Raw genomic sequence first — 23,432 nt, forward strand, 5'->3', positions numbered from 1 at the left:
ACGATGACTGAACCAGAAAAGAATGGAAAAACACCTCATAGCCTCACTCTGGAAAACCGACATATGATAAAAGCCACCGGCGTTGCACGGGTAGATAGTTTTGATGAAGAGACTGTGATTGCTTATACCGATTATGGGCAGCTGGTAATTAAAGGCCAAAAATTAAAAATCAGCGAGCTGAATATGGATACGGGAAAGCTTTCAGTTGAAGGCGAAGTTGTTTCGATGACCTATGTTGCCGGGCGGGAAGATCAGGGTGGATTCTTTGCCCGCCTGTTCCGCTGATGGATACGCCTTTGTCCCAGCTGATCTGGGGAGCCGGCGCTTTTTTCATTTTGGGGGCAATTGTGGTTCCTTTTTGGGAACTTTTACAGGCCGTTTTTATTTTTGTGCATGCAAAGCGACTTTTTAGGACCGTCTTAGAGTCTGCCTTTTTAGCTTTGCTGGCACCTTTGATGATGCTTTGGGAGTTGGCTGTCAATTATGGAGAACTGCGCTTTTTCCATTTGATCAGTGCTGCTATCTCCTTTTGGATCCTTCACCGAACAATTGGAAAATGGCTGCGCAAAATCTTTTTGGGGATTTTATCGATCCTTAAAAAACTGATTTTTGTTCCAATTAAAAAATTAATCGAATTTTTAGGGAGAAAAATTGAAATTGTTTCTTCCTTTTTCGGAAAGATTCGTGCGAAATTAGCGTTCTCCGTAAAAAACACCTTGAAACCAAAGCATAAAATAGTGTATAATAAAACTATCCATAATAAGGACTTAAAAAGAAAAGGAGGACAGGGCCATATGCAGGAAGTACCACCCAAAAAGAAAATTAAAAACCGAAAAAGTATCCTGCTCAGGCTTGCCCTCTTTGCTTTTGCGGTTTATGTGGTGGTGGCAGTTACGAATCAGCAGGTACAGATCAGAGAACGAAAACAGGAACTCGACCAACTGAATCATCAGGTGCAGGTGCAGGAGATTGTGAATGATGAAATTCGCCATGACCTCAGCACTTCCAGCCAGAGCGATGATTATGTAGAGCGAGTTGCCAGAGAAAGCCTAAGCCTTGCAAAACCCGGAGAACGGATTTTTGTGTGCATGGGCGGCGAACCATGATCATGTTATCAGATATCAGACAAATTTTTGAGGAGGAAACGGACAATTTATGCAGCTTGAGGTAGGAGCGGTCCTGGAAGGCAAAGTTACAGGGATCACGAAATTTGGTGCATTTGTAGAATTACCCGAAGGGCACACTGGAATGGTGCATATTTCTGAAATTGCACCGACTTTTGTACAGGATATCCACGAATTTGTTTCTGAAGGGCAGACCGTAAAGGTAAAAGTGCTCAATATCACAGAAGAGGGAAAGATCAGCCTTTCTATGAAGAGACTGATGGCTCCTCAGCAGGGACGCGAAGGTCAAGGCGCTGGGCGCCCGAGACAGTCACGTCCGCCTCGTCCGCAGCGCCCGCATATTTCTATGCAGAGCGCCGGCCGTCCCGGCAATTTTGAATGGCAGCCAAGGTCGGCTCCGGAGTCTGCTTCCTTTGAAGATATGATGTCTCATTTTAAACAGACGAGCGATGAGAAAATTTCAGATCTTAAACGGGTTACTGAAAACAAACGCGGAGGCGGAGGAGGATTCTCGCACCGCGGTGGCTCTAAATCATAATAAGAATAGGCGGAAAGCTTTGCAGAAAGTGGATTTTTGCTTTTCTTTCTGCCTTTCATCGGGATTGCCCGGAGGCAGTCCCGATTTTTTTGCAGGAGGAATTATGCTCTTTATTCATTGTGAACTTTATCCGATGGAGGGGCCGGTCATTTCGGATGGTTGGATCGAAACAAAAGGCCCTCGAATCGAAAAAATAGGGGAAATGCCGGCGCCTTCCGGATGCGGTCGAGTTGTAGACTGCAAAGGTGCAAAAGTTTATCCCGGATTTGTAGACGCTCATACCCATCTTGGAATGTGGGAAGATGCGCTCACTTTTGAAGGGGACGACGGCAACGAAGAGACCGATCCGGTTACGCCTCAGCTGCGTGCGATCGATGCCGTAAATCCGCGGGACCGCTGCTTTACGGATGCGTTGGAAGCCGGTATCACAACGGTGGTGACCGGCCCGGGCAGTGCAAATCCGATCGGCGGTCAGATGGCAGCTTTAAAAACATATGGAGACTGTATTGATGAGATGATCGTAAAGGCACCGTTGGCAATCAAAATGGCACTGGGAGAAAATCCGAAAACCGTTTATCATGGAAAAGATCGCACTCCTTCTACCCGTATGGCAACAGCGGCCTTAATACGGGAAGAACTTTTTAAGGCACAAAGATATTTGAGCGACCTTAAAAGAAGTGAAAAAGATGAAGATGTCGATCCACCGGAATTTGATATCAAATCGGAAGCGCTGATTCCAGCGCTGCAAAGGAAGATCCAAGTGCATTTTCATGCGCATCGCGCCGATGATATTTTTACCGCGATTCGGATTGCAGAGGAATTTCATCTGGATTATGTGATCATTCACGGAACGGAAGGCTATGAGATTGCAAAGGCGCTTCGGAAAAAGAAAGCCCGCATTCTTTCCGGACCATTTTTTACAGATCGCAGCAAACCGGAACTGCACGATCAAACGCCGGCAAATCCCGGAATTCTTGAAAAATTTGGGGTCCCGACGGCAATCGTAACAGATCACCCGGTGATTCCGTTACAGTATCTGACGATGTGTGCAGGCCTTGCGATGCGGGAGGGAATGAGTCGTGAAGGCGCATTGCGTGCTATTACGCTTACGCCTGCAGAAATCTGTGGAATTTCAGACCGTGTGGGAAGTCTTCTTCCCGGAAAAGATGCTGATCTTGTTTTCTTTTTTGGCGACCCGCTTTCCGGATATGAAAAACCAGCGGCGGTGGTTGCTGGAGGAAAAATTATTTTTGAACATTTTAATGAAAATTCGGATTCAGAACAATAAATTAAAAAAAGGAGACCGATAATATGAGAGAAGTTGATACAGCACAAATTACAGATACCGTGGCAAGACTTTGCATAGAAGCAAACCGGGAGCTTCCGAAAGATCTGGAAAAGCTGATTCGGACAAAATGTGGCGTGGAGACTTCTCCGATGGGAAAGAGCATTTTGTGCGATCTATGCAGTAATATGGATGCTGCAAGAGAATTCGGAGTTCCGGTGTGCCAGGATACCGGGATGGCGGTCATCTTTGCAGAGGTCGGGCAGGAAGTTCATTTAAATGGCGATTTTGAAGAAGCCATCAATGCCGGTGTGCGCAAAGGATATGTAGAGGGGCTTCTTCGCTGTTCCGTTGTGAAAGACCCGATTCGCAGAGGGAATACCAACGATAACACTCCTGCAATTCTGCATACTCGTTTGGTGCCGGGAGATAAAATCAAATTGACAGTGGCACCAAAGGGATTTGGAAGCGAAAACATGAGCCGGATCAAAATGTTTTTTCCGTCTGCAACAGAAGATGATTTGGTTCAGTTTGCAGTGGACAGCGTAAAAGCGGCAGGAAGCAATCCTTGCCCTCCGGTAGTGGTCGGCATCGGCATTGGAGGCGATTTCGAAAAGTGTGCACTTCTTGCAAAGCAGGCACTCTGTCGCCCGGTTTCCGAAAAGAACAAAGATCCATATTATGCTTCTCTGGAAGAAAAAATACTTGGAAAAATCAATGAACTCAATATTGGGCCGCAGGGTTTCGGTGGAAAAGTAACGGCGCTGGCGGTTGCGATTGAGCAGTTTCCAACTCACATTGCTGGTCTTCCGATGGCAGTCAATATGGGCTGCCATGTGACCCGCCATGCCAGCTGTACTTTGTAATTTTTAAAAAATTATTAATTTTTCACAAATACGAGAAAATCACTTTTATTATTTTGGCATATATGCTATATTATAACCAAGAAAACGCAAAGCGTTTTCGCTGAAAAGATAAAGGAGATGTTCTGAATGAAAGTCACCATTATTGGACGAAAGGTTAATCTTCGCGATAATTTTAAAGAGCTTGCGACTAAGAAACTAAGTCGATTTAACCGCATTTTTGATGAAGATGCGCAGGCAAAAGTAGTGGTCACTTTAGAGAAGAACCGTCAGACTGTGGAAATTACGATTCAAAACCGCGGAATCTTTTATCGTGCTGAAGATACAGAGCAGGAAATGAATGATGCTCTGGATCAGGTAATCAGCGCTTTGGGGCGTCAGATCCGCAAGAACAAATCGAAATTGGACAAAGCGGTTCATACGGCGGCTATTGATCAATATATTGCCGATTATGCACCACAAGAGAAAACTGATAAAGAAGAGGAATATAAAGTTGTGCGCAGTAAACACTTCTTTGTAAAGCCCCTTTCTGTAGAAGAAGCGATCCTCCAGATGAACATGTTGGGACATCAGTTCTTTATGTTCCGCAATGAACACACGGGAGAGGTCAATGTCGTTTATAAACGCCGCGACGGAAATTACGGCTTTTTGGAGCCGAACGGCGAATAAAAGCTGAGTTTATGTCCGGCAGGGGCGCTCTTTTGTCAGCGTCCCTGCCTTTTTCTGAATTTTTATCAATGGAGGTTTTATGGAACAATTTGAATTGTGCTGTCCCTGCATTTTAGGGGTAGAAGGGCTGGTGGCAAACGAGCTGCGCAGAATGGAAATGCAGAATGTTCGTCCCCAAAACGGAAAGGTGATTTTTTCAGGAGATGAAAGAAGCCTTGTTCGTGCAAACTTGAATTCCAGATATAGCGAGCGGGTACAGGTATTGATGGGAACATTTCCTTCAAAGACTTTCGATCAGCTTTTTGAAGGAGTGAAAGCTTTGCCGTGGGAACGGTGGATCGGAAAAGAGGATGCGTTTCCGGTAAAAGGGAGAATCCTTTCGAGCCAACTCAGTAGTTTGCCGAGCTGCCAGAAAATTATAAAAAAGGCGATCGTGGAACGGCTGAAATCAAAATATCGGGTGGATTGGTTCCACGAGACAGGAACTCTTTACCAGATCCAGTTTTTGCTGATGAAAGATCAGATCAGCTTGATGATTGATACCAGCGGAGCAGGACTTCATAAGCGCGGTTATCGTCAGAATGCGGCAGAAGCGCCCATTAAAGAGACTTTAGCTGCTGCAATGGTCGATTTGAGCCGAGTCCATTCGGATGCGAATTTTATTGATCCCTGCTGCGGCTCCGGTACGATTTTAATTGAGGCTGCTATGTATGCAATGAATATTGCTCCGGGGATGCAGCGGCGTTTTTCCGCTGAACATTGGAAAAATATAGATGGAAAACTTTGGCAGGAGGAACGCGATCGTGCCCGCTCGCTGGTATTGCGGGATGCAGCTTTTGAGGCACACGGCTTTGATATTGACAAAGCGGCGGTAGATCTTGCATTGGACAATGCAAAAAAAGCCGGCGTGATCGGTCATGTTCATGTGGAAAGTCGGGACTTGCATGATTTTCAGCCGCTGGGGGATTTTGGATGTGTCATTTGCAATCCGCCTTATGGAGAGCGTCTGCTCGATCTTGATCAGGCAGAAGAACTTTACCGCACGATGGGAAAGGCTTTTGTTCCAAAACATGGGTGGAGTTATGGAATCATTTCTCCTGATGAGACGTTTGAAGAATGCTTTGGACGTAAAGCGGACCGCCGCCGTAAACTTTATAATGGAATGATTAAGTGCCAATACTATCAGTATTTTCGGACACCAAAGGAAGAATCATTTTCAAATTTTTAAAAGAGGGTAGTAGGCTTTAAGATACGTGTTTTGGAGGGAGAAAATGATTCGTCCACTGCAAAGTAAGGATATGGATATTGTTTGCGATATCGTCAATGATAATTGGAAATCTGTTTATGCAGATTATATAAACAAAGAACTGCTTGGGGAAAAGGGATGCGCCGACAGAAAAGAAAGATTGAAGAAAGACTTTCTTTCCGGCAGGCTGGAAAATTATATCTATGAGCAAGATCACCAAGTGGTTGCTTTATTGTCCATTGGCCCATCGGAAGATCCTGATAAAAAAGGTTCTTTCGAAGTTTGGCGCATTTATTTGAAAAAAGCGTTTCAGCGGCAGAGAATTGGTTCGGATTTGATTCGCTTTGCAGAAGCACAGGCCCAAAAAGAAGGCTTTCGGGAGATCGTAATTTGGGCGTTTCAGAAAAATACGTCGGCCGTCGCTTTTTATCAAAAAAATGGATATCAAGTTGATCAGACAAAGTACTTGGACAAGCCTTTTTTCGCATACGGGGTACGGCTTCAGAAAACACTTTTATAATAAAAAGAGCAGCAGAAAATTTTCTGCTGCTCTTTTTTGCGGCTGGGAAAATTCGTTAATTGTAAATAATTTATGAAATCGAAAATTTCTGTGAAAAACCCCTTGATTTTTTCGACACAAGCCGTTACAATAAGTTTAGCACTCAAGGATAAAGAGTGCTAAAAACAGTAATCTATGCTTTATTTTTAAAGGAGGCTTTGTGTCATGACGATTCAACCTTTGTCTGACCGCGTGCTTATCAAAATGGAAGAAGCAGAGGAGACCACAAAGAGTGGAATTATTCTCTCTGGTTCCGCAAAAGAGAAACCCCAGATTGCCGATGTAATTTCAGTTGGTCCTGGTGGCGTTGTCGATGGAAAAGAAGTTAAAATGACAGTTAAGGTCGGTGACCGTGTGATCACCAGCAAATACTCCGGAACTGAGATCAAACTGGATGGACAGGAATATACCATTGTTCGTCAGTCTGATATTTTAGCTGTAGTAAAATAATTCATCTGATCATAATTGGAGGAATCAAGAATGGCAAAACAGATTATTTATGGAGAAGATGCCCGCAAAGCTTTAATGCGCGGCATTGATCAGTTGTCCGATACGGTAAAAATTACATTAGGCCCCAAGGGCCGCAACGTTGTGCTGGATAAAAAATTCGGCGCACCGCTTATCACCAATGATGGTGTAACAATTGCCAAGGAGATCGAGTTGGACGATCCTTATGAGAATATGGGTGCTCAGCTCGTTAAGGAAGTTGCTACAAAGACAAATGATGTTGCAGGCGATGGTACCACCACTGCAACGCTGCTTGCACAAGCGCTGATTCGTGAGGGCATGAAGAACGTAACCGCAGGAGCCAATCCAATGGTCATTCGTAAGGGAATGCAGACCGCAGTTGATACGGCAGTTGCCGCTGTTAAGAAAAACAGCAAAAAGGTTGACGGCAGCGCCGATATCGCCCGTGTTGCAACGGTTTCTTCCAGTAATGAGCAAGTTGGCAAACTGATTGCCGAAGCTATGGAAAAGGTTACAAATGATGGAGTCATCACAGTCGAAGAGAGCAAGACTGCCGAAACCTACAGCGAAGTTGTAGAAGGCATGATGTTTGACCGCGGCTATGTTTCTCCTTATCTTGTCACCGATACCGACAAGATGGTAGCTGATTTGGATGATCCTTATTTGATCATTACCGACAAGAAGGTTTCTTCTTTCCAGGAGATTCTGCCGTTGCTTGAGAAAGTCGTTAATACCGGCAAGAAATTCCTGATTATTGCGGATGATGTTGAGGGCGATGCTCTGACGAACCTGCTTCTTAATAAACTGCGCGGCACTTTAAACTGCTGTGCCGTTAAGGCCCCAGGCTTTGGCGATCGCCGCAAGGAAATGCTGCAGGATATTGCAACGTTGACCGGTGGCAAAGTGATCTCCAGTGATTTGGGCGTTGACTTTAAAGATGTTGATCTCTCTATGCTGGGTCGTGCCCGTCAGGTGAAAGTCGACAAAGAGAATACAATTATTGTTGGCGGCAACGGCGACAGTGCAGAGATTAAAGCTCGCGTTGATCAGATCCGTGCTCAGATTGAAAAGACAACTTCAGACTTCGACCGTGAGAAGCTGCAGGAGCGCCTCGCAAAATTAGCTGGCGGCGTTGCAGTAATCAAGGTTGGTGCTGCTACCGAAATTGAAATGAAGGAAAAGAAACTCCGCATTGAAGATGCTCTGGCCGCTACCAAAGCAGCTGTGGAAGAGGGCATCGTCGCAGGCGGCGGTGTTGCTCTGATCAATGCAATTCCGGAAGTCGAAAAACTGCTCAAGAAGACACAGGGAGACGAGAAGACCGGTGTTTCTATTGTCCTCAAAGCTTTGGAAGAGCCGATTCGTCAGATCGCAACGAATGCAGGAGTAGAAGGCTCCGTTATCGTTGAAAATATTCGCCGTGAGAATAAGACCGGTTATGGATATAATGCTTTGACCGGCGAATATGGCGATATGATTACTTTTGGTGTCGTTGACCCGACAAAGGTTACCCGTTCTGCTCTGCAGAATGCTGCTTCTGTTGCAATGACTGTTCTGACAACCGAGTCTTTGGTTGCTGATAAGAAAGAGCCTGCTCCGGCAGCTGCTCCGGCTGCACCTGAAATGGGCGGCGGAATGTACTAATTTTGAAACCATGAAATAAATTCTCATTGATTAAAAAACTCCGACAGCTTTTTATAGCTGCCGGAGTTTTTTTGCTTTTTAAAGAGTTCTAAATTACATTTAACTTCGTTTTAACATTGTATCGATAGAATAGCATCGTACAAAAGGAAAATAATAAAATAAAAAAACGAGGAGACAAAGCGATTATGAAAAAAATGGTTGGCTTTATATTATCGGTTTTACTGGTATCTTCTACTTTAGCTGGATGCGGTCAAAACACTGCATCGGGAAGCAGTACAGCTTCTGGAGCAGCAAGCACTACAGCGTCAAAATCAGGAGCGGCGGATATTAGCGGAACCATTACAGGATCTGGATCAAGCGCCCTTTTGCCGTTGGCACAGGATGCTGCAAAGGCATTCAAAGGGAAATATCCAAATGTTTCAATTACCCTGAATGCCGGAGGCTCCGGAGACGGATTAAAGCAGGTTTCTGATGGATCCGTCAACATCGGAAATTCCGATGTTGAAGCCGCGTCGAAATTAACGGCTGATCAGGCGAAAGAATTGGTGGATCATAAAGTCTGCGTTGTTACAATGGCGCCGATTGTTAACAAGGATGTCGGAATTACAAACTTGACAAAAGAACAGTTGATTTCTATTTTTACCGCTCAAATCACCAACTGGAAAGACGTTGGCGGCCCAGATGAAGCGATCGTGCTGGTGACCCGTCCGACTACCTCCGGAACGAGAGCTTTATTTACGCAATATGCACTAAATGGCAATCAGGAAGCCAGCAATGCTGCACTTGAAACCGATAATTCCGGTACTCTTATGAAATCGGTGGAAGAAAATAAAGGGGCCATCGGATATGTGGCACTGAGCTATTTAGTTGGAGACAATGCAAATCAGGTAACAGCGGTTGCAATCGACGGAGCTGCACCAACTTTGGAAAACACTTATAACGGAAAATATCCGGTTTGGGGATATGAGCACATGTATACCAAAGGGGAAGCTACCGGTGCAGTAAAAGAATATCTCGACTTTATTTGCTCGGATGAGTACGGCCAGAAGATGGAACAACTTGGTTATGGTATTACTGCTAAAATGGATTCATCGGTTACCTCCAGCCGTGATGCTGCAGCTAAATAAGGCTTTTCAAAATAAAAATTTGTGCTTTTAAACAAATTGGAATCGGAAAGTTCAGACGGAAAATTTGTTCGTCTGAACTTTTCACATATAAAATGGAGTGCTTTATGAATAAAAGAATTTCGGGGCATATCCGAAAGGAATATGCAGGGCGAACCGTTGTAACTATTTTCGGCGTTTTTATGATTGCAGTAACCTTTGCAATCGGAATTTTTCTTTCTGCAAAGGGAATAGGAACCTTTGTCCAATATCAACATTCGGTTAGTGAGTTTCTTTTTTCCTCAAACTGGAGTCCGATGGATGATTTTATAGGAGGCGGTCACGTCGGTGCTGCAATCTTTATTGTTGGTTCACTTGCTACCTGTGGACTGGCGCTGGTGATTGCGGTCCCCTTTAGCTTAGTCTCTGCAATTTTTATTACCGAAATTGCGCCGGATTTTGGGAAAAATTTTTTTCGACCGGCCATTGAAATCTTTGTCGGAATTCCATCTGTCGTTTATGGATGGGTCGGACTTTCCGTCTTAGTCCCAACAATTCGAACGGTTTTTCATCAGCCAATGGGATATGGCGTCCTTGCTTCTGCAATCGTTTTGGCAGTGATGATTTTTCCATCCATTACAACAGTGGCAGCCGATGCAATTCAAAGCGTCCCGGACAGTTATCGGGAAGCGGCCTATGGGATGGGTTCCACACGCTGGCAGACCATTTATCGAATTGTCGTCCCCAATGCACGGTCCGGAATCCTGACAGGAATTATTCTCGGCCTTGCACGCGCCTTTGGAGAAGCTCTTGCAGTTGCGATGGTGATCGGCCAAATGAAAGCTTTTCCAAAATCGATTTTTTCACCGACTTCAAACCTTACCGCGACAATCGCTTCTAATATGGGAGGTGCTGCTGAGGGCGGAGAATATAATACGGCACTTTGGACAATGGCGCTGCTGCTTTTCCTGATTTCTCTGCTCTTTATTTTTCTGATTCATTTGATTTCAAGCAGAAAGGAGAAAATCAATGCACAATAATTCAAAAAACGAATTGGATCGTTTTAGCCGAAAATGCCGCACAACAGATCGACTTATGACCGGACTGTTTTATGTGGTAGCGGGCTTCTTCCTGCTTTTGCTGGCCGCTTTTTTACTGGATGTGTTGATTTCGGGCTTTTCGAATTTTGACAGCAGTTTGCTTTCTTTTACGGCAGAGGGAATTGGAAATCAATTTTTTAATACAATCTATTTGGTGTTTTTGTCTCTTTTAATCAGTGTCCCTATCGGCATATTTGCGGGGATTTATCTTGCGGAATATGCAAAAGATGGGAAGCTGACTCGTTTTATCCGGATGTGCGTCGAGACGCTTTCTTCATTGCCTTCTATTGTCATTGGCCTTTTCGGATATCTCGTTTTTATTGTGATGACTCATCAGCACTGGAACCTTTTGGCAGGTGCTTTTTCTGTTTCTATTCTTTGCCTGCCTCTGATTACGTCGACCACGGTGGACGCATTTCAGGCACTGCCCGGAGAATATAAAAGCGGCTCTCTTGCGGTTGGTGCCACTCATTGGCAGTCGATCGTGCATATGCTTTTACCCGCCTGTGTTCCGCGCATTATGACCGGCATTATTTTAGCTGCCGGACGGGGATTCGGTGAGGCTGCCGCTTTGCTTTATACGGCAGGGATGAGCACGGATATCAACTGGAGCAACTGGGATCTGACTTCTCCGACCTGCCCGCTCAATCCCATGCGCCCTGGTGAAACGCTGGCTTTACAGATTTGGGCTTCCCGTACGGAATCCATTGCTGCAAATGCAACACAAATTGCAAATTTTTGTTCGGCTGTATTAATTTTGATGGTTCTTTTGTTTAGCCTGTTGGCACGGATCCTCAGCCGAAAAATTGATGAAAAAGCGACCGGCTCTTCCAAATAAAGGAGAAATAAAATGATGGAGAATATCGTAAATCAAACATCTGCTTTGGTCGATTTAGTAGACGAAAGACAGGAAACATGGCAGCTAAAAGAAACAGCCGACATGAACTCCCATGAGACAGTTTATGGGAATCTTTGCGGAATCGAAAATATTAAGGTGGGGATTCATGACCTGAATCTCTATTATGAAAGTGCAAAAGAGTCTTTTCAAGCGCTCAAAAATGTAAATATGGACATTGCAGCCAACAAAATAACGGCATTTATTGGGCCTTCCGGCTGCGGAAAATCAACTTGTTTAAAAACGCTCAATCGAATGAATGACCTGGTGCCCGGCTGCAGAATTACCGGGAAAGTCACGATCGACGGAGAAGATATTTACGATTCCCACACGGATGTCACTCTTTTAAGAAAACGTGCAGGAATGGTATTTCAAAAAGCAAATCCGTTTCCAATGTCTATTTATGATAATATTGCTTATGGGCCGCGGATTCATGGAATCAAGCAAAAGCAGAAACTGGATGAAATCGTAGAGACCAGTTTAAAACAGGCCGCTTTGTGGGACGAAGTAAAGGATCGCTTGAAAAAGAGTGCACTGGGAATGTCCGGCGGGCAGCAGCAGCGGCTCTGTATTGCTCGTGCACTTGCAGTGGAGCCGGATATCCTTTTGATGGATGAACCCACCAGTGCATTGGATCCGATTTCCACTTTGAAAATTGAAGATTTAATGGGCGATTTGCGCAAAAAATATACTGTGATTATCGTTACGCACAATATGCAGCAGGCAGGACGAATTGCCGATAATACAGCCTTCTTCCTGCTGGGAGAAATTGTGGAGTATTCCAATACAATGGATATGTTTAATAATCCTTTGGACGAACGCACAGAACGCTATATTACAGGAAGATTTGGCTGATTTTTTGCTCGCGTTTTTATAAAAATATGGTATGATACAAAAGGAGACCGAATTATGCCCAGAAAATATTTCGATCAGGAACTTAAAAAACTTAATGAACAAATGATACAAATGGCTCTTATGATCAGCGACCGAATCGAAAAGACGATCCGGGTGCTGAAAACAGATGATTCGGAGTTGGCCCAGCAGGTCGTTTTGGGAGATCGGGAAATTGATTCTTTGGAGCAGGAGAACGAAAAGTTTTGCATGAATCTGCTTGCAATGCAGCAGCCTTTAGCTCATGATCTGCGGGAGATTGCCGCCTGCCTCAAAATTTTGACCGATATGGAACGCGAGGCCGATCAGTGCGCCGATATCTGTGAAATTTTAGAGACAGGGACACTTGATCCCAACAGCTTGCTCATCAATAATGTGGTGCAGATGATGGGAATGGCACAGTCGATGTTCCAAAGAGCGATGAATGTCTTTTTAAGCGGCGATTTGGAAGAAGCAAAGGCGGTTTGCAAAGAAGATGATGCAGTCGACTCTGCATTTGGAAAACTGGTTCTGGAAATTTGCGCTTCTATCTCTAAAAATCCGGAACAAGTGATGAAAGAAGTTGATCTTCTTTTTATTATTAAGTATATTGAACGGATGGGAGACCACGCGACGAATATTGCAGAATGGGTGATCTATCGGGGAACAGGGGAGCATCCGGACCTCAATGGAGAAGAGGAGCTTCCTGACGGGAAATAACGGAGGAAGTTATGGCACTTATTTATGTTGTCGATGATGAGATGAATATTCGAAAATTAGTAGCCTTTGGCCTAAGAGACGCAGGATTTGAGACTGCGGAATTTTCGGATGGGGAAAGCCTTCTAAAAGGAATGAATCGGAGAAAACCGGATGCAATTATCCTTGATTGGATGATGCCGGGTATGGATGGCTTGGAAGTATGCCGGCGGCTGCGGGAAGAGAAATCATGGAGAAAAATCCCGATTTTAATGCTGACTGCTAAGGGAGAAGAAATCGACAAGGTAGTTGGACTCGAAATGGGTGCCGATGATTATGTGACAAAACCGTTTGGAATTAAAGAGCTCTGCGCAAGAGTGCGGGCAATTCTCAGAAGAGTGAATGATTCCAAAGAAAACGAGGAAGAGGTTTTGGAAGAAGGCGGTCTTTCCGTCGATATTTCACGTCATACAGTTAAAAAGAGTGGAACAGTGATTGAACTCACAGCAAAGGAATTTGACCTTCTTTGTATTTTAATGCAAAACACCGGAAAAGTGCTTACTAGAGACATGCTGCTTGATAAGGTCTGGGGTGTGGAATATTTCGGGGATACTCGCACGGTCGATGTTCATATGCGTTATTTGAGGCAGAAAATTGAAGAGAATCCGGACAGCCCTCAATACTTAATTACAGTACGCGGGGTCGGATATAAATTTGTCGGAGATCACTCATGAAGAAAAAACTGATTCTTTTAAATAGTATTGCAGTCGTTTTGGCATTTTCTGCGGCGTTTCTGTTTTCTGCTTTTCAAGTGCAGCAGCGTTATCACGAAATGTTTTCGCAGAGGGTCTCAACGGCGCTTTCTGTTTTGTCTGCCGAAGAGGATAAAATTTTGCAGGACCCACAGGAAATTGCACAGGAAGTCGGAAAACAGCTCAGCGAAAATGGAGATGAGATGCGCATCAGCATTATCTCTTCTGACGGACAAGTGCTGGGGGATAGTACCCAAAAAGAAATTTTAGAAAATCATGCGAATCGTCCGGAAGTAAAAGCTGCAAGAGAGTTTGGGCGCGGAACGGATACTCGCATGAGCGCGACAGTTCATCAAAGCTATTATTATGAAGCAATTTCTTTACAAAGCGGCGTTATTTTAAGAGCAGCTCTGCCCACCATTCAAATTGATCAGGAGATTTTGGGACTCTGGAAAACAGCGGCATTCAGTATTGCACTGGGGGTTCTGCTGGTCCTGTTTATTACTGGAGCAATGGTTTCCCATGCAACACGCCCCTTACAAGAACTGACAAAGGCTGCAGGAAAGATTGCTAAAGGGGAGTATTCGAGCCGCGTTAAAGTAACCGAAAAAGACGAAGTAGGGGATTTGGCAAGTTCTTTCAACAAGATGGCCGAAAGTACACAGCAGGCGATGGAGGCGCAGCGGCATAACCAAAATCAGCTGGAGGGCCTTTTGGATAGCATGGACAGCGGAGTTTTGGCGATTGATCGAGAAGATAAAGTACAGTTTTTAAATGAACGTGCCCGAGAGCTGGTTGGAATTCCACACCTTGCAGTTGGTGGTCAGATGGAAGGCAGTCTTCTCTTAGCTCATATTGGACATCTGATGCACCGTGCGATGGAAAGCGGAGAAGCAGTTCGTCAGGAACTGAGCGGGCAGAAAGAAGAGCAGAAGCTGACCGTTTATGCCGTTCGGGTTGATGATGGACATACCGCTTTAGCGGTCATTTCTGATGTTACCAGGATGAAACAATTGGAGCAGCTGCGCACGGAATTTGTTTCGAATGTTACCCATGAACTAAAAACGCCACTGACTGCAATCAGGGGGAGTATTGAGCTTTTAAAGAGCGCTGACCGGGATGAAAAAACCCGTGCCTACTTTTACGATGTGCTGGATATGGAGACACAGCGGCTGCAGCATTTGATTGACGATATGTTGGCACTTTCCCAAATTGAAAATGCAAAAGAAGATCCTTCTGCAAAAATGTGTTCTGTAGAACAAGCGGTAAAAGAAGTGGTGGAACGCCTTTCGGAGACGGCTAAGCAGAATGAGGTGCAGCTCAGCTATCATGTTGATCCCAAAGCGATTGTCCGCTTTTCTCCTACACGACTTCAACAGATGATTTCTAATCTGGTCGAGAATGCAATTAAATATAACCGCAAAGGCGGAACGGTCAGTGTCGATGGACTTTTGAGGCGAAACATGGTTGTGATCAATGTAAAGGATACTGGGATTGGAATTGCGCCGGAACATATTGGGCGCTTGTTTGAGCGGTTTTATAGGGTAGATGCTTCTCGTTCCAGAGAAATCGGTGGTACCGGATTGGGTCTCTCAATCGTCAAACACCTAGCGGTTTTATATGGCGGTACAGTTAGTGTAGAAAGTGTACCGGAAAAAGGCAGTACCTTTACGGTGACACTTCCCATTGCAAAGTAGCTTTCATTTCATTAAAAATACATTTGGAATATTTCCCCTTTTAATCCTTCCTTTTTTTAGAAAATATGATACAATACCTTTAATATGTTTTTTAGGGAAGGAGATTTTTATGAAAAATGCAAAAACTTTGGCCTTGGCACTGGCTGTAACTTTGCTGATGGCTGGTTGTGGACAGACAACTCCGGTCTCCTCTGCTCCGGAAGCGCCGGCTTCCTCTGCGTCTGTTTCTTCGCAATCTCAAAACGAAGAAAATCCCAAAAATATGGATCTTTTAACAGGGCTGGGTACTCTAACGGATGGAGCGGTCGGAAAACGCCCCGTGGCGGTGATGGTAAATAATCTGGTGGATTCTTTGCCGCAGTATGGAGTTTCTGATGCCGATGTGATTTTTGAGATTCCAGTGGAGGATAATATTACTCGTCTGATGGCAATGTATGGCGATTATACAAAGGTACCCAAAATTTGTTCTTTGCGTAGCTGCCGATACTATTATCCAATTCTTGCGGTCGGCTTTGATGCATTTTATGTGCATTGGGGGCAGGATCCTGGAATGGCACAGCAGGTATTGAATACATTGGATATTGACGATCTTAATGGCACAGAAAATACTTACGGGCTTTATGGACGAGATCAGGCTCGTTTAAATAGTGGGATGAGTTTGGAACATACAGGCTATTTTGATGGGACCGGACTTGCTGCCGCTTTAAAACAAAATGGTGTACGTACGGATTTGAAGTCGGAAAAAACTGGAGCGGCTTTTTCATTCCAGTCGGGGACGAATTTAATAAAGCCTGATGGCAATGCTTGTACAAAGATGAATGTGCAGTTTGGCCAGGGGGATTATTTTAGCACCTTTACCTATGATTCAAAGACTGGAACTTATCTAAAACAGCACAATGGAAAGCCACATGTCGATGGAGTTACCGGGGCACAGTTAAGCTTTACAAATGTGATCGTTTTGGAAACAGACATTTCACAGATGGACAATACCGGCCACAAAAGTGTAAACTGGAAGGGTGGCAAGGGAACCTATAAAGGTTATTATCTCTCTGACGGAATGGTACAGTCGATTACATGGGAGAAAACCGGAGAGTATGATTATCTTAAGTTTTATGACAACAGTGGAAAAGAACTGAAAATTAACCGCGGAAAAACCTATATTGCGCTCAATTATCCGGGCTATGTTACTTGTTCCTGAAAAATAAAAAATTAGTAAGACCCGCCGAGGGACAGAGAAATCTGTACTTCGACGGGCCTTTTTTATTATGTTTTTTCTTTTTTGCCCCAAAAGGCGAATTTAAAGCGCTTTTTTTCGGAGGAGTGAAAGGAGTGGTGCAGCCACATGAATGAAAAAATAAAAATTTCTGCGGACGGAGGAGGGACAGCAAAAATTCTCCGTGCGTTTCAGGGAGAACACAATGCAAGAACATATCAGATAGAAATTGATGCACCCGATGGTCAGCAAATTGATCTTTCTGGAACAACAGCAATGTTTTATATTTCCGAAAAAGATAAAGTCTTGCAGCTTCCGATGACAATCTCCGAAAATTTAGCATCTGTTACTTTGACGAATGAAGCATGCAGATATCCTGGAGATTTAAAATGTTGGATTCAGATTGTGAAACCCCAAGCTTATGATCTGCGGGTTGATAATTTGATTCTGCGGGTCTTTCCCTGCAAAATTGATGAAGCGATTCCTGACGATGGAGAAGTTCCGATTTTGTATCAACTGATTTCTGAGACTAAAAAAGCAACTCAGAGCGCAAATCAAGCTGCAGAAGGGGCTAATGCTGCGGCGAAAGATCTGCAGCTGGCTGTTACTTCAGCAACAGCGGCGGCACAGTCGGAACAAAATGCAAAATCCAGCGAAATAGTGGCAGAAGCCAGCGCAGATAAAGCAATGGAGTATACTGCAGTTTTCAAAAACTCCGGCTATCATAACAGCGTTTATCGAGGGAAAGACATTAGTCCGAACGAGGCTGACGGCTCCATGTATACCAATATTGCAAATGGAACTTTTGACGATATTTTTGTTGGGGATTATTTTACGAAAATGATCAACGGCACAAGTTATGTGCTGCGTGTTGCTGGGTGTGACTCTTATCTTAACCGAGGAAATATTGCACTGACTACGCATCATATCGTTGTAGTTCCAGATGCAGCTTGTGGCACTTATCCAATTAGTGACACTGGGACTATAGATGGCGGGTATGTAGGCAGCAAGATGTATACTGATACGTTACCGTTATGGGCTGGATATCTCAGCACTGCATTTGGAACGCATTTATTAACGCTTCGGGAACTGTTTGTAAATTCTATTTCTTCCAATATTCCTTCTGATTGGTCATGGTATGACAGCAAAGTCGGTCTTATGGCCTCTGAAGAGGTTGCAGGGTGTGGTGCATTTGGACTTAATACGTCTGGATATCCTTTTAATATCGGAATTGCTTACGGACAACTTCCATTATTCCGACTTTCCCCTGATAAAATTTGCATTAGACATATGTATTGGCTGAGAAATATCGTCAATATTGCCACTTTTGTGGTTGTCAATGACAGCGGAGAACTTGGTCGAAACAATGTTGCAAATTATCAATGGTTGCGCCCTAGATTTTTATTGGGATAAGGAGAAATCATGAGAATTTTAGATGAGAGTGGAAATCTGATTACTGGTATGCCTAATTTCAGCACAGGAAGATATTTGCAAAATTCCGATGGTGATTTGGTTTTTACAAAATATACGGATGCAGAATTGGCTGAAATAAAAGAACAGCAAGAATCGGACCCAATTATGCAATTGCAACTCGCAATGAAAAAAGTACAAAATGTTTTGGAGGTTCAAAATGAGTTTAAAAGGGATTGATGTCAGTGCTCATAATGGCTTTATTGATTGGAACGCTGTAAAAAATGATGAAATCGACTTTGCTATTATCCGTGCCGGTTATGGTAATGATATCAGTCAAAAAGATAAATCCTTTGATAGAAATATGCAGGGGGCAATCAATGCAGGGATTCCAGTCGGCGTGTATTGGTTCAGTTATGCAACTTCTGTTCAGGATGCGCAAAAAGAAGCGGAAACTTGTAAAACTGTTATCGCTCCGTATAAAGATAAAATTACATGGCCTGTCTTTTTTGATTACGAATATGATTCCGTTCGTTATTCCAGAGAACAGGGAGTTGAGCCGGATAAGATGCTTGTTACCAATATGGCGATTACATTTTTAGGTGCAATTTCTTCTGCTGGATATCAAGCAGGTAATTATTCAAATTTGGATTACTGCCGGAATTGGTTTGATATGAATAAATTAGCAAGTTATCCTTTATGGTTTGCACAGTATGATGTTAATTTGCCAAGTATTCCCTGTGCACTTTGGCAGTTTGGAGGAACTTCTGTCGCAGGCTGCAGCGGCAATATTGATACCAATATTGCTTATTCAAATTTCGAAAATAGCACAGCATCGGTCTCGACGCAGTCTCCCTCTTCTGAAATGAAAAAAATTAGAATAAAATATCGTGTAAGGACTCAAGAAAGCGGTTGGTTGCCGGAAGTAAATAATCTTTCGGATTTTGCCGGAATCGAGGGGCAGGCAATCACTGATCTTGCTGTTGGAGTGAACTGTGGGTCTGTTCGATATCGAGTCCATACAAAAGATGGAAACTGGCTGCCTGAAGTTAGTGGTTATGATACGGATGACTTTGAAAATGGATATGCAGGAAACGGCACACCGATTGATGCAGTGGCTGTTTATTATGAGACGCCTAATTTCATTCGGCCTTACAAAAAAGCTTGCTATCGGGTTTCTCCGCTCAACGGCGACTATTATGACTGGCAACAGGATGACGAAATAAAAAATGGTCAAGACGGTTATGCGGGCTGCTTTGGAGAAAAAATTGACCGATTCCAGATCACGGTCCGATAAAGGAGGTGATGGGAATGCCAACCGAAGTAGTAGTTGCGTTGATCGCTTTTTTGGGAACAGCGGTCGGTAGCTGGAGCGGAATTCGAGCCGCCAATAAATTGGTGGATTTTCGTTTGCAGAAATTGGAGGAGAAAGTCGCAAAACATAATCAGGTCGTTGAGCGTACTTATAGATTGGAAGAACAGATGAAAGCTGCAAATCACAGAATTAGTGATTTGGAGGATAAGGAGGATCATGATGAACATGACTGAATTTTTAAGCTGGGATTTTTTGGCAACGTTTGTGGGCGCGGCAGCTGTAACGAGTTTGCTGACGCAGTTTTTAAAAAACATTGGGGCACTGAGTAAAATGCCGACGCAGGGACTCAGCTATTTAATCGCGCTCTTTGTGCTGCTGATTTCTACGGCGGCCACCGGAGGATTTTTGCAGCCATGGACGGTTTGGGCTTTGATTCCGTTTAATGCGGTATTGGTCTCAACTTCCAGCAACGGAGCCTATCAGGCGATTGTTAGAACAAAAGGAAAATCATAAAATTGATTGTGAAATAGGAAAGACTTTATTAGTTAAATAAAAAGCGCAGGCTTTCTGTCTATAATGGCAAAAAGTCTGCACTTTTTTATTTTACATAAATGAGGAGGGATTATTTCCAATAATCCAAATCATCAGGATTTAGACCAACATCTGCAGCATGGAATACCGGATTTTTTCCGGCCTTTTTTTGCTTTTCATAGTCTTTACATGCTTTAACGGCGACGTTGCTCAGCGCCACACAGGCGGGGAGATTAATCATGCACATAATTGCCATCATAATGTCGGCAAGATCCCATGCAGCTGCCATTGGCAGAGTTGCACCGATCAAAACAATAAAAGAACAGAACAGACGGAATCCAACCATGAATTTTTTGCTGGGGATTTTGCGATGAATAAAGGTAAGGCAGTTGTCTACATAGAAAAGGTTTCCTAAAAGTGTTGTAAAGGCAAAAAGTACCATTGCAACTGTAACAAAAATGGGGCCAAATCCGCCGAGAACACTCGAAACAGCCTGTTGTACATAGGGGGCACCAGCAAGCTCTTTGGTTGGTGTAATGCCGGAACAGAGGCACATCAGAGCGGTTGCAGTGCAGAGTAAAAGTGTATCAATAAAGACGGAAAGGACCTGCACAAGTCCTTGCTTGACAGGATGAGAAACATCGGCAGCGGCTGCTGCATTTGGAGCAGAACCTACACCGGCTTCATTGGAATAAAGTCCACGTTTAATTCCGTACATCATGCAGGAACCTGCAATTCCGCCAAAGATCGATTTGAAATCAAAAGCATTTTCAAAAATCATGGCAAAAACATCAGGGATAATATTAAGATGCGCGAAGAAGACAATTAAAGAAACTGCTACATAGAGAAGGCCCATAATTGGTACAAGCAGGCTGGTCGCTTTTACAATTCGTTTTCCGCCGCCCAGCACACACCATGCAACAAGAGCGGCAAGTACAAAGCCAATAATCCATGGAGTAGAAGTGGGATCATAGAAGCTATAGATTGCAAAAGTGGATTGCAGGTTATAAGAAGCAAGCATGTTGAATCCACCAGCGTAAGTAAGGATTAAGCAAACAGCAAAAAGAAGTGCCAAACCACGATTGTGGAGTGCTGTTTCAATGTAATAAGCAGGGCCGCCGTAGCTGTCTCCATTTTCATCACGGCGTTTGAAAATCTGAGCGAGTGTGCTTTCAATAAAAGCAGAGGCTGCACCGATCAATGCAATTACCCACATCCAGAAGGCTGCACCGGGACCGCCAAGGCAAAGCGCTGTGGAAACACCAATAATATTACCAGTACCGACTCGGGAAGCGGTAGATACCATTAGAGCCTGAAAAGAAGAAACACTATTTTCTTTTGCAGGCTTTTCTGAGACGACCCGAATGGATTCCGCGAACATGCGAAGCTGAACAAAACGCGTTCGAAAGCTAAAAAAAAGACCTGCCGCGAGCAAGACAATAATCAATATTGGATAATAAAGAAAACTGTCCAACCCGTCCAAAATTTGCATCATAAATTTTCCTCCCTGTTTCATTATATTCATAGCTTTAAAGTGAATTTTACATTCAGCTCAAAGTTTTGAATTAATATTAGTTCTATTTTAGCAAATTTGAGAAATTCGTCAAGCTAATTTTCTTTTTAGAAAATATAGGTTCAAAATTTTGGCTGAGAAAATACAGTCCCCAAAAGAGAAAAAAATTTAAGAAAGAAAATCATCTAAGAGCATAAATCCATATAATGGCGTGATAGGGGGAATCTTAGATGGCTCAATTAGGAACACTGCACATTATTTATATTGCCGCAGTGCTTTTTATTATTGCCGCTCTGCTAAAGAAAAAGGAGATCGTCCTTCCCTGTATTATTGGGATTTTTGCGATCTGCTTCGCTTATAGTCATAATTTTATTCTGGCAGTTCAAATGCTTTATCGTGCCATTGTATCATCTGCCGGGGAATTTATCGGAATTATTATTGTAATTTCGCTAATTATGTCTATGTCAAAGTCTTTGGAAATGGTGGGCGCTGACAGAATTATGATCCGCCCGCTGCAGCATATGATTCATACTAGAAAGCCAGCATTTTTTTTGGTTGGCTGTGTAATGCTGATTTTTTCTTGGTTTATCTGGCCTTCACCAGCAGTTGCGCTCATTGGAGCTTTGTTGCTTCCGGTTGCGCTTGATGCGGGACTTCCGGCAATTTGGGCTGCCGTTGCCATGAATATTTTTGGCCATGGCATTGGACTTTCCAGTGACTTCTTTATTCAGGGAGCTCCATCAATTACGGCAAAAGCTGCCGGAATTTCGGTGACGCAAGTAATGACCGCTTCCATTCCAATTTGGGCGGCTGTCAGCATTGTAACGGTTATCGTCTCTTATGTTATGTTTTTACGAGACATGAAAAAGGAACCGCAGGTTTTATCAGAATCAAAAATAGACAATGAAAATCATCCGTCGAAATTTGCCTATGTGATTGCGGTCCTTACACCAGCTGCATTTTTATTTGATATTGTTGTAATGTTGAGATTTAAAATTGTTGGAGAAGATGCGACCGCTCTTGTTGGTGGGACGGCTCTCATTATTATGGTAATTATTATGCTCTTTAATGGAGACATTCTTTCTTCTCTGGAAAAAATCACGGATCATATCAAATATGGATTTAAATTTTCAATTTCTATTTTTGCACCGGTCATCGTGATCGCAGCACTCTTTTTTATGGGGAACGGAGAATTTGCTGCAAAGGTATTGGGAAAAGATGCACCTGGGATTTTGAGCGATATTGGAATTGCAATGACAAATGCGGTCCCAGTAGGGCGTGCACCAACAATTCTGATTGAATCTGCCGTTGCGGCAATTACAGGATTGGATGGTTCTGGCTTCTCTGGGTTGCCTATGGTAGGTTCAATTGCGCAGACGTTTTCTGTTGCAACGGGTGCTAATGTAGCTACATTGGCAGCTCTTGGGCAGGTTATTACCATTTGGATTGGCGGCGGAACTATCATTCCATGGGGCGTTATTCCAGTTGCGGCAATTTGCAATGTAAAACCAACAGAATTAGCACGAAAAAACCTGATCCCAGTTGTTTGCGGAATCAGCGCCGGAATTATTACTGCTTTTTGCTTGCTTTCATAATCGAATATACCACAAGTAAGTTCCCTGTGCAGCTTCTACCTACATCAGGGAACTTTCGGAACATACAAGACAAAGTAATCAGGCTTTGTCTAAAAGCTTTTTGTTGTCCGTATAATTCCCATCTCCTATCGATTTACAATGGAATTTAAACTGGGAAAAATTTCGTTTGCAAATTGGTTACAACGTTGTTACAATTATGTTGTTCTAGAGCAAATATATGAACAAAGGAGGCCATTATATGTGTTCTTTTTGGAGCTATGTCTGCCGTTGCTTTAATTGCTGCAGCTTTTGTAATTTTTGCTAAGTGAATTTATCCTTTACATTGCCACCCCAATTTTGGGGTGGT

General features: G+C 43.6%; 25 protein-coding genes. 24 read left to right on the forward strand and 1 reads right to left on the reverse strand.

The features are described 5' to 3' along the window. Window positions 1-3 precede the first annotated feature (3 nt). The 23 genes from yabP to OP489_RS02955 all read left to right on the forward strand — a co-directional run bounded on the left by yabP (window position 4) and on the right by OP489_RS02955 (window position 19,960). Complete coding sequence (gene yabP, locus OP489_RS02845; protein ID WP_180341229.1) at window positions 4-285, forward strand: sporulation protein YabP; 282 nt, start codon at window positions 4-6, stop codon at window positions 283-285. Window positions 286-296: 11 nt separating this feature from the next. Continuing rightward, the gene (locus OP489_RS02850) at window positions 297-1,106 is read left to right on the forward strand and encodes a septum formation initiator family protein (protein WP_266162862.1); all 810 of its coding nucleotides are present in this window, start codon (window positions 297-299) and stop codon (window positions 1,104-1,106) included. Window positions 1,107-1,155: 49 nt separating this feature from the next. Next, window positions 1,156-1,662: a S1 RNA-binding domain-containing protein gene (locus OP489_RS02855; RefSeq protein WP_266162863.1), complete on the forward strand. Its 507-nt coding sequence runs from the start codon at window positions 1,156-1,158 to the stop codon at window positions 1,660-1,662. Between the two features lie 103 nt (window positions 1,663-1,765). After that, window positions 1,766-2,950 carry an amidohydrolase gene (locus OP489_RS02860; RefSeq protein ID WP_266162864.1) on the forward strand — a complete coding sequence of 395 codons (1,185 nt, stop codon included), beginning with the start codon at window positions 1,766-1,768 and terminating at the stop codon, window positions 2,948-2,950. A gap of 23 nt (window positions 2,951-2,973) precedes the next feature. Further along, window positions 2,974-3,813, forward strand: a complete 840-nt coding sequence (locus OP489_RS02865; RefSeq protein WP_266162865.1) for a fumarate hydratase — start codon at window positions 2,974-2,976, stop codon at window positions 3,811-3,813. Between the two features lie 126 nt (window positions 3,814-3,939). Then, complete coding sequence (gene hpf, locus OP489_RS02870) at window positions 3,940-4,479, forward strand: ribosome hibernation-promoting factor, HPF/YfiA family (RefSeq protein WP_266162866.1); 540 nt, start codon at window positions 3,940-3,942, stop codon at window positions 4,477-4,479. Between the two features lie 79 nt (window positions 4,480-4,558). After that, window positions 4,559-5,707, forward strand: coding sequence for a THUMP domain-containing class I SAM-dependent RNA methyltransferase (locus OP489_RS02875; protein WP_266162867.1), 1,149 nt, complete (start codon window positions 4,559-4,561; stop codon window positions 5,705-5,707). A gap of 43 nt (window positions 5,708-5,750) precedes the next feature. Further along, a complete protein-coding gene (locus tag OP489_RS02880) occupies window positions 5,751-6,245 on the forward strand; it encodes a GNAT family N-acetyltransferase (protein ID WP_266162868.1) in 495 nt (164 codons plus the stop codon). A gap of 204 nt (window positions 6,246-6,449) precedes the next feature. Further along, window positions 6,450-6,734, forward strand: coding sequence for a co-chaperone GroES (locus OP489_RS02885; protein ID WP_180341222.1), 285 nt, complete (start codon window positions 6,450-6,452; stop codon window positions 6,732-6,734). A gap of 30 nt (window positions 6,735-6,764) precedes the next feature. Beyond that, window positions 6,765-8,396: a chaperonin GroEL gene (gene groL, locus OP489_RS02890; protein WP_266162869.1), complete on the forward strand. Its 1,632-nt coding sequence runs from the start codon at window positions 6,765-6,767 to the stop codon at window positions 8,394-8,396. 185 nt (window positions 8,397-8,581) lie between these two features. Next, on the forward strand, window positions 8,582-9,523 hold the full coding sequence (locus OP489_RS02895) for a phosphate ABC transporter substrate-binding protein (protein ID WP_266162870.1): 942 nt from the start codon (window positions 8,582-8,584) through the stop codon (window positions 9,521-9,523). Between the two features lie 104 nt (window positions 9,524-9,627). Next, complete coding sequence (gene pstC, locus OP489_RS02900; protein WP_266162871.1) at window positions 9,628-10,539, forward strand: phosphate ABC transporter permease subunit PstC; 912 nt, start codon at window positions 9,628-9,630, stop codon at window positions 10,537-10,539. Next, window positions 10,529-11,437 (forward strand): phosphate ABC transporter permease PstA, encoded by a 909-nt coding sequence (gene pstA, locus OP489_RS02905; RefSeq protein WP_266162872.1) that lies wholly within the window; start codon window positions 10,529-10,531, stop codon window positions 11,435-11,437. Before pstC ends, pstA begins: the two co-directional genes overlap by 11 nt. Before the next feature lie 102 nt (window positions 11,438-11,539). Continuing rightward, entirely contained in the window at window positions 11,540-12,349 is an 810-nt protein-coding gene (gene pstB / locus OP489_RS02910; protein ID WP_416232468.1) for a phosphate ABC transporter ATP-binding protein PstB, read from the forward strand. Window positions 12,350-12,403: 54 nt separating this feature from the next. Beyond that, a complete protein-coding gene (phoU, locus tag OP489_RS02915; RefSeq protein ID WP_266162873.1) occupies window positions 12,404-13,084 on the forward strand; it encodes a phosphate signaling complex protein PhoU in 681 nt (226 codons plus the stop codon). A gap of 11 nt (window positions 13,085-13,095) precedes the next feature. Further along, the gene (locus tag OP489_RS02920; RefSeq protein ID WP_266162874.1) at window positions 13,096-13,794 is read left to right on the forward strand and encodes a response regulator transcription factor; all 699 of its coding nucleotides are present in this window, start codon (window positions 13,096-13,098) and stop codon (window positions 13,792-13,794) included. Further along, entirely contained in the window at window positions 13,791-15,509 is a 1,719-nt protein-coding gene (locus tag OP489_RS02925; RefSeq protein WP_266162875.1) for an ATP-binding protein, read from the forward strand. The genes OP489_RS02920 and OP489_RS02925 overlap by 4 nt, the downstream gene beginning before the upstream one ends. Window positions 15,510-15,618: 109 nt before the next feature. Beyond that, window positions 15,619-16,707, forward strand: a complete 1,089-nt coding sequence (locus OP489_RS02930) for a DUF3048 domain-containing protein (protein ID WP_266162876.1) — start codon at window positions 15,619-15,621, stop codon at window positions 16,705-16,707. A gap of 144 nt (window positions 16,708-16,851) precedes the next feature. Then, window positions 16,852-18,135, forward strand: coding sequence for a hypothetical protein (locus tag OP489_RS02935; RefSeq protein WP_266162877.1), 1,284 nt, complete (start codon window positions 16,852-16,854; stop codon window positions 18,133-18,135). A 9-nt stretch (window positions 18,136-18,144) separates the two neighbouring features. Next, window positions 18,145-18,372 carry a hypothetical protein gene (locus OP489_RS02940; RefSeq protein WP_266162878.1) on the forward strand — a complete coding sequence of 76 codons (228 nt, stop codon included), beginning with the start codon at window positions 18,145-18,147 and terminating at the stop codon, window positions 18,370-18,372. Continuing rightward, window positions 18,353-19,429 (forward strand): glycoside hydrolase family 25 protein, encoded by a 1,077-nt coding sequence (locus tag OP489_RS02945; RefSeq protein ID WP_266162879.1) that lies wholly within the window; start codon window positions 18,353-18,355, stop codon window positions 19,427-19,429. The genes OP489_RS02940 and OP489_RS02945 overlap by 20 nt, the downstream gene beginning before the upstream one ends. 14 nt (window positions 19,430-19,443) lie before the next feature. Continuing rightward, the gene (locus OP489_RS02950) at window positions 19,444-19,680 is read left to right on the forward strand and encodes a hypothetical protein (RefSeq protein ID WP_180341210.1); all 237 of its coding nucleotides are present in this window, start codon (window positions 19,444-19,446) and stop codon (window positions 19,678-19,680) included. After that, a complete protein-coding gene (locus OP489_RS02955; RefSeq protein WP_266162880.1) occupies window positions 19,673-19,960 on the forward strand; it encodes a hypothetical protein in 288 nt (95 codons plus the stop codon). Before OP489_RS02950 ends, OP489_RS02955 begins: the two co-directional genes overlap by 8 nt. 109 nt (window positions 19,961-20,069) lie before the next feature. On the opposite strand, the gene OP489_RS02960 is transcribed toward OP489_RS02955, so the two are convergent. Further along, window positions 20,070-21,473, reverse strand: coding sequence for an alanine/glycine:cation symporter family protein (locus tag OP489_RS02960; protein ID WP_266162881.1), 1,404 nt, complete (start codon window positions 21,471-21,473; stop codon window positions 20,070-20,072). A gap of 248 nt (window positions 21,474-21,721) precedes the next feature. Between OP489_RS02960 and OP489_RS02965 the strand changes: the two genes are divergently transcribed. Then, entirely contained in the window at window positions 21,722-23,086 is a 1,365-nt protein-coding gene (locus OP489_RS02965) for a hypothetical protein (RefSeq protein ID WP_266162882.1), read from the forward strand. Window positions 23,087-23,432: the final 346 nt, after the last annotated feature.

The organism is Caproicibacterium sp. BJN0003, from assembly GCF_026314295.1.
In the GTDB taxonomy this organism is placed as follows: domain Bacteria; phylum Bacillota; class Clostridia; order Oscillospirales; family Acutalibacteraceae; genus Caproicibacterium.

Bases quoted from the DNA above. Each gene is read 5' to 3' on its own strand.
- yabP (WP_180341229.1), top strand. From the start codon at position 4: ATGACTGAACCAGAAAAGAATGGAAAAACACCTCATAGCCTCACTCTG.
- OP489_RS02855 (WP_266162863.1), top strand. From the start codon at position 1,156: ATGCAGCTTGAGGTAGGAGCGGTCCTGGAAGGCAAAGTTACAGGGATC.
- OP489_RS02860 (WP_266162864.1), top strand. From the start codon at position 1,766: ATGCTCTTTATTCATTGTGAACTTTATCCGATGGAGGGGCCGGTCATT.
- OP489_RS02865 (WP_266162865.1), top strand. From the start codon at position 2,974: ATGAGAGAAGTTGATACAGCACAAATTACAGATACCGTGGCAAGACTT.
- hpf (WP_266162866.1), top strand. From the start codon at position 3,940: ATGAAAGTCACCATTATTGGACGAAAGGTTAATCTTCGCGATAATTTT.
- OP489_RS02875 (WP_266162867.1), top strand. From the start codon at position 4,559: ATGGAACAATTTGAATTGTGCTGTCCCTGCATTTTAGGGGTAGAAGGG.
- OP489_RS02880 (WP_266162868.1), top strand. From the start codon at position 5,751: ATGATTCGTCCACTGCAAAGTAAGGATATGGATATTGTTTGCGATATC.
- OP489_RS02885 (WP_180341222.1), top strand. From the start codon at position 6,450: ATGACGATTCAACCTTTGTCTGACCGCGTGCTTATCAAAATGGAAGAA.
- groL (WP_266162869.1), top strand. From the start codon at position 6,765: ATGGCAAAACAGATTATTTATGGAGAAGATGCCCGCAAAGCTTTAATG.
- OP489_RS02895 (WP_266162870.1), top strand. From the start codon at position 8,582: ATGAAAAAAATGGTTGGCTTTATATTATCGGTTTTACTGGTATCTTCT.
- pstC (WP_266162871.1), top strand. From the start codon at position 9,628: ATGAATAAAAGAATTTCGGGGCATATCCGAAAGGAATATGCAGGGCGA.
- pstA (WP_266162872.1), top strand. From the start codon at position 10,529: ATGCACAATAATTCAAAAAACGAATTGGATCGTTTTAGCCGAAAATGC.
- pstB (WP_416232468.1), top strand. From the start codon at position 11,540: ATGAACTCCCATGAGACAGTTTATGGGAATCTTTGCGGAATCGAAAAT.
- phoU (WP_266162873.1), top strand. From the start codon at position 12,404: ATGCCCAGAAAATATTTCGATCAGGAACTTAAAAAACTTAATGAACAA.
- OP489_RS02920 (WP_266162874.1), top strand. From the start codon at position 13,096: ATGGCACTTATTTATGTTGTCGATGATGAGATGAATATTCGAAAATTA.
- OP489_RS02925 (WP_266162875.1), top strand. From the start codon at position 13,791: ATGAAGAAAAAACTGATTCTTTTAAATAGTATTGCAGTCGTTTTGGCA.
- OP489_RS02930 (WP_266162876.1), top strand. From the start codon at position 15,619: ATGAAAAATGCAAAAACTTTGGCCTTGGCACTGGCTGTAACTTTGCTG.
- OP489_RS02935 (WP_266162877.1), top strand. From the start codon at position 16,852: ATGAATGAAAAAATAAAAATTTCTGCGGACGGAGGAGGGACAGCAAAA.
- OP489_RS02940 (WP_266162878.1), top strand. From the start codon at position 18,145: ATGAGAATTTTAGATGAGAGTGGAAATCTGATTACTGGTATGCCTAAT.
- OP489_RS02945 (WP_266162879.1), top strand. From the start codon at position 18,353: ATGAGTTTAAAAGGGATTGATGTCAGTGCTCATAATGGCTTTATTGAT.
- OP489_RS02950 (WP_180341210.1), top strand. From the start codon at position 19,444: ATGCCAACCGAAGTAGTAGTTGCGTTGATCGCTTTTTTGGGAACAGCG.
- OP489_RS02955 (WP_266162880.1), top strand. From the start codon at position 19,673: ATGACTGAATTTTTAAGCTGGGATTTTTTGGCAACGTTTGTGGGCGCG.
- OP489_RS02960 (WP_266162881.1), bottom strand. From the start codon at position 21,473: ATGATGCAAATTTTGGACGGGTTGGACAGTTTTCTTTATTATCCAATA.
- OP489_RS02965 (WP_266162882.1), top strand. From the start codon at position 21,722: ATGGCTCAATTAGGAACACTGCACATTATTTATATTGCCGCAGTGCTT.